At 33.0% G+C, this 13,071-nt stretch carries 12 protein-coding genes; 11 read left to right on the forward strand and 1 reads right to left on the reverse strand.

Annotated elements, in window-relative coordinates; translation table 11 throughout:
• The first annotated feature begins 50 nt into the window (after positions 1–50).
• From atpG to ASE40_RS04080, 11 genes are all read left to right on the forward strand, one after another.
• Complete coding sequence (gene atpG, locus ASE40_RS04030) at positions 51–914, forward strand: ATP synthase F1 subunit gamma (RefSeq protein WP_057115506.1); 864 nt, start codon at positions 51–53, stop codon at positions 912–914.
• Positions 915–1,481: 567 nt separating this feature from the next.
• Complete coding sequence (locus tag ASE40_RS04035) at positions 1,482–1,928, forward strand: GNAT family N-acetyltransferase (protein ID WP_057115507.1); 447 nt, start codon at positions 1,482–1,484, stop codon at positions 1,926–1,928.
• Between the two features lie 95 nt (positions 1,929–2,023).
• A complete protein-coding gene (locus tag ASE40_RS04040; RefSeq protein ID WP_057115508.1) occupies positions 2,024–3,484 on the forward strand; it encodes a lipopolysaccharide biosynthesis protein in 1,461 nt (486 codons plus the stop codon).
• Positions 3,485–3,512: 28 nt separating this feature from the next.
• A complete protein-coding gene (gene dut, locus ASE40_RS04045; protein ID WP_057115509.1) occupies positions 3,513–3,947 on the forward strand; it encodes a dUTP diphosphatase in 435 nt (144 codons plus the stop codon).
• A gap of 84 nt (positions 3,948–4,031) precedes the next feature.
• Positions 4,032–5,048: a sugar phosphate nucleotidyltransferase gene (locus ASE40_RS04050; protein WP_057115510.1), complete on the forward strand. Its 1,017-nt coding sequence runs from the start codon at positions 4,032–4,034 to the stop codon at positions 5,046–5,048.
• A gap of 43 nt (positions 5,049–5,091) precedes the next feature.
• Entirely contained in the window at positions 5,092–6,444 is a 1,353-nt protein-coding gene (locus ASE40_RS04055; RefSeq protein WP_057115511.1) for a tetratricopeptide repeat protein, read from the forward strand.
• A gap of 12 nt (positions 6,445–6,456) precedes the next feature.
• Entirely contained in the window at positions 6,457–7,236 is a 780-nt protein-coding gene (locus ASE40_RS04060) for a DUF4292 domain-containing protein (protein WP_057115512.1), read from the forward strand.
• 24 nt (positions 7,237–7,260) lie between these two features.
• A complete protein-coding gene (locus ASE40_RS04065) occupies positions 7,261–8,541 on the forward strand; it encodes a murein hydrolase activator EnvC family protein (RefSeq protein WP_057115513.1) in 1,281 nt (426 codons plus the stop codon).
• A gap of 138 nt (positions 8,542–8,679) precedes the next feature.
• Complete coding sequence (gene rbfA, locus ASE40_RS04070; protein WP_057115514.1) at positions 8,680–9,072, forward strand: 30S ribosome-binding factor RbfA; 393 nt, start codon at positions 8,680–8,682, stop codon at positions 9,070–9,072.
• A gap of 1 nt (position 9,073) precedes the next feature.
• Positions 9,074–10,273: an ABC transporter permease gene (locus ASE40_RS04075; RefSeq protein ID WP_057115515.1), complete on the forward strand. Its 1,200-nt coding sequence runs from the start codon at positions 9,074–9,076 to the stop codon at positions 10,271–10,273.
• Between the two features lie 172 nt (positions 10,274–10,445).
• Positions 10,446–11,873, forward strand: coding sequence for an MATE family efflux transporter (locus ASE40_RS04080; RefSeq protein WP_057115516.1), 1,428 nt, complete (start codon positions 10,446–10,448; stop codon positions 11,871–11,873).
• Between the two features lie 86 nt (positions 11,874–11,959).
• Here the strand turns inward: ASE40_RS04080 and dusB are convergent, their stop codons facing one another.
• The gene (gene dusB, locus ASE40_RS04085; RefSeq protein ID WP_057115981.1) at positions 11,960–12,952 is read right to left on the reverse strand and encodes a tRNA dihydrouridine synthase DusB; all 993 of its coding nucleotides are present in this window, start codon (positions 12,950–12,952) and stop codon (positions 11,960–11,962) included.
• Between the last annotated feature and the right edge of the window lie 119 nt (positions 12,953–13,071).

Here is a 13,071-nt window from a genome sequence, read left to right on the forward strand (position 1 = left end):
CTTAGTTCTAATTATCTAATTTTCAAATTGTCACATTTTCTAATTAATAGATGGCAAATTTAAAGGAAATCCGTAATAGAATTACTTCCGTTTCATCGACGATGCAGATTACATCGGCTATGAAAATGGTTTCTGCTGCAAAGCTTAAGAAAGCACAAGATGCAATCACTGCAATGCGTCCTTATGCCGAGAAATTAACGGAGTTATTGCAAGATCTTTCTGCTACACTTGAAGGTGAAGTTGGAGGAGATTACACAACACAACGTGAAGTAAAAAAAGTATTGCTTGTAGCGATAACTTCTAACAGAGGTTTATGTGGTGCATTCAATTCAAATATTATTAAAGAGATTAAAAACCGTACAGAGTTTTACGCTGGAAAGCAAGTTGATGTTTTTGCTATTGGTAAAAAGGGAAATGATGCTTTAAACAAAACTCATAAAGTTCACGGTCATCATAATGCAATTTTTGATCATTTAACTTTTGAAAATGTTGCAGGAATTGCAGATAATTTGACTGAGAAATTTATATCTGGAGAATACGATAGAATTGAATTAGTTTACAATCAGTTTAAAAATGCAGCAACTCAAATCGTTCAAGTAGAACAGTTTTTACCGTTAGCTCCTATTAATACTACTGGTACAGCAGCTTCTTCTGGAGATTATATTTTTGAACCAGGTAAAGAAGAAATCGTATTGACTTTAATTCCTAAGTCTTTAAAAACGCAATTGTATAAAGGAATACGTGATTCGTTTGCTTCTGAGCATGGAGCACGTATGACTGCTATGCACAAAGCAACAGATAATGCAACTGAGTTAAGAAACCAATTGAAATTAACTTATAATAAAGCTCGTCAAGCTGCTATTACTAGTGAGATTTTAGAAATTGTTGGTGGAGCAGAAGCTTTAAATGGATAAATCATTCATATTATATAAAGAAAAAGCCAGCGAAAGCTGGCTTTTTCTTTTATGGAAGTTTTTTTCTTTTTTAATAATGATTTTATAAAATGGTGATTCTCAGATTATTCAAAATTTGAGAATCACTACCATTTTATAAAAAATTGACAGATAACTCTGCTGTGCTTTGTCTTTTATGGGAACAAACTAGCTTTATTAGTCCCAGTGCTCTGTTTTTTTAAGGGTTACATTTCAGCAGAATCAATCCCTGTGCTTTGTCTTTTATGGGAACAAACTAGCTTTATTAGTCCCAGTGCTCTGTTTTTTAAAGGGTTACAATACAGCAGAATCAATCCCTTGTGCTTTGTCTTTTATGGGAACAAACAAGCTTTATTAGTCCCAGTGCTTCCTTTTTTATAAGGGTTGTATTTAGCTTTCTCAATCCCTATGAAGCAAATTTAAGAAAACACTGTTTAAAAAAAGTTACATAATTTTTAACTTAAATTTATATATTTCACATGTTAGTGTTCTGGTTATTATATAAATGACTCAGAAAAAATAATTAATTTTGAATTCTATTCTATTAAAATGACTTTACAAATACTTGAAATTACTACGATTGAAGAAATGCTGGCTCAAATTGAAACCATCAGATTTCTATATCCCAATATCACTTTAGAAAAATATAAATCTTTTCTTTTGGAGATGATTCCGCATAATTATACTCAAATTGGCGTTTTTGAAAATAATAAATGTTTAGGAATTACAGGATGCTGGTCGGCAACAAAATTGTGGACAGGCAAATATCTCGAAATTGATAATTTTGTTGTTAATCCAGAATATCGATCTCAAGGAATTGGAAAGCTACTCACTGATTATATCGAGAAAAAAGCAATAGAATTAAATTGCAGCAGCATTGTATTAGATGCATTTACTGGAAATTTTGGAGCACACAGATTTTATTACAATCAAGGTTACGCCCCAAGAGGATTTCATTTCGTGAAAATTTTGGATGAAAAGAAAATGACGGTGTAAAAGAGTTAGAACTTTTCTTTATTGCATCAAACAAAAGCACCATTAAACAAAAGAAATGGTTATTTTTGTCTTACAAACATTATTACAATTATATTTTGGGATTATATAAAAATCTATTCAAGCAAACAGCAATTTACGGACTGGCAACAGTTTTACCGAGAATGCTGAGTTTTTTATTAGTGAGATTATATACAGGAATTTTACCTACTGCCGAATATGGCGAGGTGTCGATAGTATTGTCTTGGATGGTTTTCTTTAACGTAGTTCTTTCTTACGGAATGGAAACCGCTTTTTTTAGATTTTATAGTGCTGAAGAAGATAAGAAAAATGTAATAGCGACTTCTACAATTTCGATTTTTTGGACATCAATTATTTTTCTATTTGTTGCTTTAATCTTTAGAAACACTTTAGCAAGTTTAGCCGAAGTAGATGTTCAGTATGTTACCTATACGGTTTGGATTTTGGTTTTGGATGCATTGGTTTTAATTCCATTTTCTAAATTACGAGCGAACCAAAGGCCAATGGTTTATGCAGCAATTAAAATTGGAAATGTGGTAATCAATTTATTACTGAATATTTTCTTTTTAATGTACCTGCCAAAATTAGCAGCCTCAAACCCTAATTCAGTTTGGGATAATTTATATGTCGAAAATTTCCAGATCGCTTATATTTTTATTGCAAATCTTTTGGCGAGTTTAGCAACTTTTATAGTTCTTTCTCCTAATTATCTTTCGCTTGGACGAAAATTTGATCCAGAACTTTGGAGAAGAATGATGAAATACGGACTTCCTATTTTGGTTGCCGGATTGGCTTTTGCCGTAAATGAACATTTTGATAAAATCTTATTAGGGTATTTGCTTCCAGAAAATTTGGCAAAATCTGAAGTTGGAGCTTATTCTGCTTGTTACAAGTTAGGTTTATTTATGGTTCTTTTTGCAACAGCATTTAGATTAGGAATCGAACCATTCTTTTTTAGCCACGCAAAAAATGCAAATGCTCCACAGACTTACGCCGTAATTACCAAATATTTTGTGATATTGGGTTCGCTGATTCTATTAGGAGTTATAGTTTTTGCAGATGTTTTAAAATACTTATTACTAGATAATAAATCCTATTGGGAAGCAATGAAAGTTGTACCGCTTATTATTTTGGCGAATTTCTTTTTGGGTATCTATAACAACTTATCGGTTTGGTACAAACTTACAGATAAAACAAAAATTGGTGCCTACATTTCTATTGTAGGTGCTATTGTTACTTTGGTTTTAAATTATTTTTTAATTCCAAAATACAGCTATTATGGTTCAGCAATTGCGACTATTTCGGCTTATGGCAGCATGATGCTTATTTCTTATATATTAGGAAATAAGTATTATCCTATTCCTTACGACATGAACAAGATTGGTGCTTATTTAGGCGTTTCGATATTATTTTCGATAATTTCATTTTATGGATTTAGAGAAAAATATTATGTTGGAATTCCACTTCTTTTAGCTTTTATGTATTTAGTTTACCACTTTGAAAAAGATACTATAAAAGGAATATTGAAGAGAAAGTAAGCCGGGATTAAAAATTTTATATTTAAAAATGAAAATACAAATTATCAATAAATCGCAGCACGATTTACCAAATTACGAAACCATTGCTTCTGCAGGAATGGATTTACGTGCCAATATTTTAGAACCAATTACGTTAAAACCTTTAGAAAGAGCGATTGTAAAAACAGGACTTTTTATTGAATTACCAATTGGTTATGAAGCCCAGGTTAGACCAAGAAGCGGTTTAGCTGCTAAAAAAGGAGTAACAGTTTTAAATTCGCCAGGAACTGTTGATGCAGATTACAGAGGAGAAATAGGAGTAATTTTAGTAAATTTATCTAATGATGATTTTGTAATTGAAAATGGCGAAAGAATTGCGCAGTTGATTATCGCAAAACACGAAAGAGCAGAATGGATTGAAGTTGAAACACTTTCTGAAACATCAAGAGGTGAAGGAGGCTTTGGAAGTACTGGAGTTAAATAGTTTTCTGTAATTCGGAAAAATTAAAAAAAGAAAGACCAAACCCAATGAAGATTTTTTAATCTTCCTATAAAAATCAAATAAAGAATGAAAATAATTGTGCCAATGGCAGGCCGCGGATCGAGATTGAGGCCTCATACACTAACAGTTCCGAAACCATTAATTCCTGTTGCTGGAAAATCTATTGTACATCGTTTAGTTGAAGATATTGCTAAAATATTAAAAGACCCTATTGAAGAAGTTGCATTTATTTTAGGCGACGAAGCTTTTTTTGGAGATGATGTCGTAAAAAGTTTAGAAGATTTAGCCAAAGGTTTAGGAGCAAAAGCTTCAATTTATCGTCAAGATCAGCCCCTTGGAACAGGTCATGCAATTATGTGTGCAAAAGATTCTCTGTCTGGTCCAGCTGTAATTGCTTATGCAGATACTTTGATTAGAGCTGATTTTGAATTAGATCCTGAAGCAGATGCTGTAATCTGGGTAAAACAAGTAGAACAGCCGGAAGCTTTTGGTGTGGTGAAACTAAACCAAAATAATGAAATTATAGAATTGGTTGAAAAGCCAAAAGAGTTTGTAAGTGATTTAGCAGTTATCGGGATTTATTATTTTAAAGAGGTTGGAGTTTTAAGAAATGAACTTCAAAATGTTTTGGATAATAATATTCAAAATGGAGGAGAATATCAGATTAATGATGGAATCAAAGCCATGATGGCAAACGGTAAAGTTTTTAAAACTGGAAGTGTTGACGAATGGATGGACTGTGGAAACAAAGATGTTACTGTCGAAACCAATACTAGAATGTTAGGTTTTTTACATAACGACGGTGAACATTTAGTTGATTATGACGTGAAACTAGAAAACGCTACAATTATTCCGCCGTGTTATATTGGAGAAAATGTTGTCTTGAAAAATTCAACAATTGGTCCAAATGTTTCAGTTGGAAAAGGTTGCCACATAATTGACAGTACTATTAAAAATAGCTTAATTCAAACGTATTCTCAAATTAAAAATGCTAACTTAGATAACGCAATGATTGGTAATCATGTAAGTTATGATGGTAAATTTACTAGTGTAAGTATTGGAGATTACTCAGTTTTAGAATAAATAGGAATAAAATTTCGTTTTTGTTTAAAATGTAATTTTTATAATGATCAAAAAAAGAGTTTTTACAGTTTTGTTTTTTGCTTTATTCAGCACATCGTTTTCGGTTTTTGCACAGACAGAACCCGAAGATATTGCTATGGCAACAGATGAATATCAAGACTCATTTTATGAATCATTAAAACAAAAAGGAATTGAAAATTATGATAAAGCTATTGTGTCATTGGAGAAATGTATCAAACTAAAACCCAATGACGCAGTGGCTTATTTTGAATTAGGAAAAAATTATCTGGCACTCAAAGAATATCGAAATGCACAAGATGCTTTTGAAAAAGCTACACAGCTGGATCCTAAAAATAAATGGTTTTGGCTCGGAATTTATGATGTAAGTTATGAGACCAAAAACTACCCGTTAGCGATAGAAATCATTCAAAAAATAATTGCTTTTGACGAAGAGTACAAAGACGATTTGATTTCATTATATATGATAACAAATCAGTACGACAAAGCTTTGACTGCGATTAACGAAATGAATGGTAAGTTCGGAAAGTCTGCCGATCGTGAAATTTACAAAGCTCAAATTTTATCGCAGGGAAAATATCAAAATGCTGAAATTGACAATTTGGTTCAGCAGATTAAAAAAGATCCAAAAGAAGAATCCAATTATGTGAATCTTATTTTCTTATATTCAAAAAATAATGAAAATGATAAATCACTGGAAGTTGCTAAACAATTAGCAAAAGAAATTCCGAATTCAGAATGGGCTCAAGTGAGTTTATTCAAAACATATTTGGATGCCAATCAAGCGGATAAAGCCATAAAATCAATGAATGTGATTTTAGCAAGTTCAAAAATTGATTCAAAAATCAAACATAGAACTTTGAACGAATTTTTGATTTATGTAAACAAAAATCCGCAGTATGCTCCAGATTTAGAAAAAGCAATTGCTTATTTTGACAACGATAAAGAAGTTGATGTTGCAAAAGAAATAGGAAAGTTTTACCATAGCAAAGGTCAATTTGAAAATGCGATTAAATATTATGAAAAAGATTTAAGCGCGCATTCAGATACAGATCTTGAAACCAATATGTTATTGCTGGAAGCTTATTCGCAGACCAAACAGTTTGATCCAATGACAAAAAGAGCGATGATGTTGATTGAAGTGTATCCGAGTCAGGCACAGTTTTATTACTATGCAGGTTTAGGAAGCAATCAGCAAAAGCAATTTAAAAATGCAAAAACCGTTTTAGAAATGGGTTTGGATTATGTTGTTGATGATGTAAAACTAGAAGCAAATTTTAATATTCAATTAGGAGAGGCATATAATGGATTGGGAGATGCAAAGAAAAAAGAGGAATACTTTTTGAAGGCAAATGAATTATTAAAGAAAAAAAAGTAAAAGAGAATTGAGATGAAAAGATATATAATGCTATTAATACTTTCTACTGCTGTAATTTCGTGTAAATCGAAAGCCGTTGCAGTACAAGGTAATACAAGCCAGACAATTGCGCCAAAAGAAGACAAGAAAATAATCGAAAAACATTACGATAATAAACTAGATTTTTCTACTTTATATATTAAGGCAAGCGCAAAATATGTTGATGAAAAGCAAAGTCAAAATGTAACTGCCGAAATTAGAATCGAAAAAGACAAACAGATTTTAATAAGTGTTCGCTTTTTAGGAATTACAATGGCGAAAGCATTAATAACACCTTCTGCAGTAAGTTATTATGAAAAAATAAACAGCACTTATTATGAAGGAGATTTTACAAGCTTAAGTAAATGGCTTGGAACAGATCTAGATTACAGTAAAGTTCAAAACTTATTGGTTGGAGAAGCTTTTGACGATTTAAGAAAAGGAAAATATACGCAGACAATTGTAGAAAACCTTTTTAGACTGGATGAAGAAAAAGATGCTAATTTGAAAAAAACATTCTTCTTAGACGGCGAAAAATATTTAATTCAGAAAGAAGAGATTTCACAACCATCTGAAAACAGAAATTTACAGATAGCGTATTCAGATAGTAAAACTTTTGATCAAGGAACGCTTCCAACAAGTATCGAAATAAATGCGGTACAGCCAAAAGGAAAAACAAGTATAAATTTGAATTACAATAATATTTCATTTAACGAAGAACTTTCTTTCCCATATAGTGTTCCAAGTGGGTATAAAAAAGTTACAATTAAATAAATTTGCAAAAATAAAAATAGAAACATGCCAAAATTTCTCCTAAGCCTAGTTTTAATTTGTGCCACTACATTTATATGGGCACAGGATTCACAGCAAGAAAAACTGGAGCAGCGTAAAGCTCAAATTCAACAGGAAATCCGAGACAATGAAAAGATGCTTCAATCTGTTCGAAAAAAAGAGAAATCTGCTGTGAATGAATATTTAATTCAGGCAAACAAAATCAAATTAAAAGAGAAATTAATTAATACAACCGCTAAACAGGAAAAAATCCTGAGTAACGATATGTATATTAATCAGGTTAAGGTAAATAAGCTCAAAAAAGAATTGGCAGTATTAAAAGAGGATTATGCAAAAATGATTTTGAAATCCTACAAAAGCCGTTCTGAACAGAGTAGAGCAATGTTTATTTTATCTTCAGAAAGTTTTTTGCAGGCTTACAAGAGAGCGCAATACTTAAAACAATATACGAATTACAGAAAAAATCAAGGTTTAGAAATTCAGTCTAAAACCGCTGAATTAGTAGATTACAATTCAAAACTTGACGGACAAAGACAAGTTAAGAAAAAAATTATTGCTGAGAATGAAAAAGAAAAGAAAAGCTTAGAAGAAGAAAAGAAAGAACAGCAAAAGCTTGTTAACACGATTAAAAAAGACAAAAATAAAATTATTGCTGATACAAAAGCCAAACAGCAGGAATCTAGAAGAATTGATGCAAAAATCAAAGATCTTATTCGTGAACAAATTAGATTAGCGAATCAAAGAGCTGAAGAAGAAAGACGTAGAAAAATAGCCGAGGGAAAAGCTACCGAAGCAGAAAAAGCAGAGGCATCAACACCTAAAAGTTATTCATCAGATAAAATTACATTAACGCCAGAGGGTAAAATTTTAGCAGCAGATTTTAAAGCAAACCGAGGGAAACTGCCTTGGCCAGTGGAAAAAGGATTTATATCGTTAGGATATGGAGATCAGCCGCATCCACTTTATCCTTCTTTAACTGTTCATAATTCAGGAGTAGAGATTACTACAGAACAAGGAGCAACAGCTCGAGCAGTATTTGAGGGAGTGGTATCAAAAGTTATTGCATTGTCTCCTGTAAACAGAGCCGTTTTTATTCAACATGGAGATTATTTTACGGTATACCAAAACCTAAGTTCTGTGTCTGTTGAGCAAGGTGATAAAGTAAAAGTGAAACAAAGTATTGGAAAAGTAAGAACAAGTGGAGACACTGGAAAAACAATTATTAAATTCTTAATTCTTCAAAATACATCAAATAATAATCCAGAAGGATGGTTACAAAACAGATAAAATTTAAAAGGAGCTTTTTTGCTCCTTTTTTTATGAAATAGAAAAATTAATCTGAAATTGAACTTATCCTAAATAGAAATTACTGCTTTCGTTAAGCTGAAATTATACGATTGAATTTAAAAATAGTATTTTTGCAGTATGGAAACAAATAGACAGAAAAAAATAGGCGGTGTTATTCAGAAAGATCTGGTTGACATTTTGCAAGGTGAAGTGCGAAAAAACGGAATTACTAATCTGGTAATTTCGGTATCCAAAGTTAGTGTAACTTCAGACTTATCTGTGGCAACAGTATATTTAAGCATCTTTCCTCAAGAAAAAGCACAAGAAACTTTAGAAGGGATCAAATCAAATACAACATTGATTAAACACGATTTATCACAACGTGTACGTCTGCAATTACGTCGTGTACCAAACTTGGTATTCTTTATCGATGACTCTTTAGATTATATCGAAAAAATCGACAATGCTTTAGCTGGAAAAGAAAACCCAATAGAGAATCGTGATCTTTTAGAAAAAAGAAGAAAATCATAAATTGAATTTCCCCCTTTACATAGCCAAACGTTATATTTTTAGCAGCAGCAAAAACAATGCTATCAATATTATTAACCGCATTGCCAGCATGGGAATCATTGTTGGCACGATGGCTTTGTTTGTGGTTTTATCTGTTTTCAGCGGATTAAAAGTTTTTAGCCTTTCGTTTACAAACGAAATTGATCCCGATTTAAAACTGGTGAGCACTTACGGAAAATCATTTTTAATCACACGAGATCAGGAAAGTCAGATTAAGAAAATTAACGGCGTTGCTTCTTACACCAAAATTATAGAAGAGCGTGTTTTATTTTTGTTTAAAGATAAACAGCAAGTTACTTATCTAAAAGGAGTTGATAGCAATTATGCAGTTGTCAATGATATTAAGAAAAAATTGTACAACGGTCAATGGCTCAAACCAGACAGCTATCAAGTTGTGATTGGATACGGTTTAGCTCAGAATTTTTCTATGGGAATTCTCGATTTTGAGAATCCGTTGCAGATTTTTGCCCCAAAACCTGGAAAAGGAGCAATCGAAAATCCAGAAGAAGCTTTCAATAAAACCGATGTCCTGCCTGTTGGGATTTATTCTATAAGCGAAGATTTAGATTCAAAGTACGTGTTTGCAGATTTAGGTTTAGTACAAGAATTATTAATGTATAAAACCAATCAAATCTCTGGAATTGAATTTAAACTCAAAGAAAATGCAGATGAAAATGCAGTAAAGACTCAGCTCAATTCTATTTTTAAAAATAAAATTACTTTAAAAAACAGAGCGCAATTAAACGAGTCTTTATATAAAATGCTGAATACCGAAAATATAGTAGTGTATTTGATTTTTACTTTGGTGATAATCGTGGCTCTTTTTAATTTAGTAGGGGCATTGATTATGATGATTTTAGAGAAGAAAGGAAATCTTAAAACACTTTTTAATCTCGGAACAGAAATCAATAATCTTAGAAAAATATTTCTGCTTCAAGGAACTTTGTTAAGCTTTTTTGGTGGCTTAATCGGACTTATTTTGGGTATAATCCTAGTGATACTGCAGCAGCAATATGAACTGATAATGATTACGCCAACATTAGCTTATCCCGTTGTTTTTTCACTAGAAAATGTTCTAATTGTAATGACAACTATTGTGATACTTGGATTTGTAGCCTCATTAATTGCAAGCAGCCGAGTAAGCAAAAAATTGCTGGATTAATTTCTTCTTTAAAAATATTACTTATATTTACCGCCTTGAAAATCTAAAGCATATGATTGTTTCTGCCTAATCCTACTTTATTTTTTACAATAATTAGGATACTTACGTTTTTATTTTTTTAGTTCAGATCATAGAGCATCTGGACCAATTTTATCATTTATCCTAAAATATCATGACAGAAACATCTATAAAGAAAAGTTTATTTTCTAAAATTTTTACCACATTAAAACAAGCCTTAAATGGCGACGAATCATTTGACTATACTTCTGGAAGTATAAAAAAAGCCGTTATTCTATTGGCCATTCCGATGGTTTTAGAAATGATGATGGAATCGGTTTTTGCTCTGGTCGATTTATATTTTGTCGGACATTTAGAGCATAGCAGTTTTGCTATTCAAACCGTTGGATTAACCGAGTCTGTACTAACAGTTATATATTCTCTTGCAATCGGGATGAGTATGGCGGCAACCGCAGTTGTAGCACGACGAATTGGAGAAAAAGATCCAGTCGCGGCTGCAAAAGCTGGAATGCAGGCGATCATTGTCGCAATTGCTGTAAACAGCGTTATGAGCATCTTGGGAATTGTTTATGCCAAAGATATTCTGCTATTAATGGGAGCATTTCCTGAAGCAGCCGAACATGGTTTCCACTTCACGCAGATTATGATTGGATCTAGTTTATGCATTATGCTTTTGTTCCTGATTAACGGAATTTTTCGCGGTGCAGGAAATGCGGCAATCGCCATGAAAAGTCTTTGGATTGCCAATATCTGCAATATTATTTTATGTCCAATTTTAATTAACGGTTTAGGGCCAATTCCTGCTTTCGGATTGGTTGGCGCTGCTTTGGCAACAACTTTCGGAAGAAGCATCGGCGTTTTATATCAGGTTTATCATTTGTTTTTTGGAAATGGAATTTTAAAAATTAAGATTCCATATTTTGCTCCAGATTTTAAACAAATTCAGGCATTAGTAAAAATCGCGGCTCCTGGAATTCTGCAATTTGTAATTGCCTCTTGCAGCTGGATTTTCTTAGCACAATTAGTCGCAACAACTGGCGGCGATCATGGTTCTGCGGGTTATCAAACGGCACTGAGAATTATGATGTTTTTTATTCTCCCAGCTTGGGGATTAAGTAATGCTGCTGCGACTTTGGTTGGACAGAATTTAGGCGCCAAACAAATTGAACGTGCCGAAAAATCGGTTTATACAACTGCGCGTTATAATGTGATTTTCATGGCGACAATTATGGTTATTACGCTTGCTTTTGGGAAATATATCATATCCTTTTTCACCAATGATGAAATGGTAAAAACTATCGCCGTTGAAGCTTTACAAATTATGAGCATCGGTTTTATCTTCTACGGAATAGGAATGGTTTTAATAAATACATTCAATGGAGCGGGAGATACCTGGACGCCAACTGGAATTAATTTCTTTGGATTTTGGCTGTTCCAAATTCCACTGGCTTACGTATTAGCCAAACATTTTAATCTGGGACCGACGGGAGTTTTTATTGCAATTCCTGTTGCTGAAACGGCTATTACTCTTGCGGGAATCTTTTTCTATAAGAGAGGGAAGTGGAAGAGAACCCAAGTTTAAATAAAAAAATGCCTTCAAAATTTGAAGGCATTTTTTATCGTTAGTCTTTGTCAAAGCTTCAAACTTTGACAAAGATTATATTATATTTAAACAAATTCATATCCCGCATAAACCTGTTCAATTTCTTTCATAACAGCAAATAAATCTTCAGGAGCATCAGTTGTAACTAATTTTTGTTTGAATTCTTTGAAGGAATGAATTCCTTTGAAATAGTTCGTATAGTGACGACGCATTTCTACAATTCCCAAACGTTCACCTTTCCATTCCATTGACCACATTAAATGATTTCTCGCAGCTTCAACACGATCAATAACCGTTGGAGCAGGCAAGTGCTCGCCAGTTTTAAAGAAATGCTTGATTTCGTTAAAAATCCACGGATATCCAATCGCCGCACGGCCAATCATAATTCCGTCGATTCCGTATTCGTTTTTATATTGTAATGCTTTTTCTGGGCTGTCAATATCGCCATTTCCAAAAATAGGCATTGTAATTCTTGGGTTGTTTTTTACACGTGCAATATGTGACCAGTCAGAATGACCTTTATACATTTGCGCCCGGGTTCTGGCGTGAATCGTTAAAGCTTGAACGCCAATATCCTGAAGTCTTTCAGCAACTTCATCAATGTTAATTGAATTTTCATCCCAGCCTAAACGTGTTTTTACGGTAACAGGCAAATCAGTTCCTTTAATAACCGCTTGTGTCAAACGTACCATCAAATCAACATCTTTTAAAACTCCCGCTCCAGCACCTTTGCAAACTACTTTTTTTACTGGACATCCAAAATTGATATCTACTAAATCTGGTTTTACTGTAGAAACAATTTTAGACGACATTTCCATTGCCTCTTCATCGCCTCCAAAAATCTGAATTCCAACTGGACGCTCGTAATCAAAAATATCCAGCTTCATGCGGCTTTTTATAGCATCACGAATTAATCCTTCCGACGAAATAAATTCAGAATACATCATGTCTGCTCCGTGCGCTTTGCATAATCTGCGAAACGGCGGATCGCTGACGTCTTCCATCGGAGCGAGTAATAAAGGAAATTCAGGTAATTCTATGTTGCCAATCTTGACCATCTTCGTAATTTTTTGCAAAATTACAACATTTAGTTCAATTTGTACCAAATTGAGGTTCAAAGGTTCAGAGTAGCAAAGGGACAAAGGTTCTTATCAGTCTTTTAGGAAACCTTTGTCCC

Source organism: Flavobacterium sp. Root935 (assembly GCF_001429295.1).
GTDB lineage: Bacteria > Bacteroidota > Bacteroidia > Flavobacteriales > Flavobacteriaceae > Flavobacterium.

Bases quoted from the DNA above. Each gene is read 5' to 3' on its own strand.
- ASE40_RS04065 (WP_057115513.1), top strand. From the start codon at position 7,261: ATGCCAAAATTTCTCCTAAGCCTAGTTTTAATTTGTGCCACTACATTT.
- ASE40_RS04035 (WP_057115507.1), top strand. From the start codon at position 1,482: ATGACTTTACAAATACTTGAAATTACTACGATTGAAGAAATGCTGGCT.
- ASE40_RS04050 (WP_057115510.1), top strand. From the start codon at position 4,032: ATGAAAATAATTGTGCCAATGGCAGGCCGCGGATCGAGATTGAGGCCT.
- rbfA (WP_057115514.1), top strand. From the start codon at position 8,680: ATGGAAACAAATAGACAGAAAAAAATAGGCGGTGTTATTCAGAAAGAT.
- ASE40_RS04055 (WP_057115511.1), top strand. From the start codon at position 5,092: ATGATCAAAAAAAGAGTTTTTACAGTTTTGTTTTTTGCTTTATTCAGC.
- dusB (WP_057115981.1), bottom strand. From the start codon at position 12,952: ATGGTCAAGATTGGCAACATAGAATTACCTGAATTTCCTTTATTACTC.
- ASE40_RS04080 (WP_057115516.1), top strand. From the start codon at position 10,446: ATGACAGAAACATCTATAAAGAAAAGTTTATTTTCTAAAATTTTTACC.
- atpG (WP_057115506.1), top strand. From the start codon at position 51: ATGGCAAATTTAAAGGAAATCCGTAATAGAATTACTTCCGTTTCATCG.
- dut (WP_057115509.1), top strand. From the start codon at position 3,513: ATGAAAATACAAATTATCAATAAATCGCAGCACGATTTACCAAATTAC.
- ASE40_RS04060 (WP_057115512.1), top strand. From the start codon at position 6,457: ATGAAAAGATATATAATGCTATTAATACTTTCTACTGCTGTAATTTCG.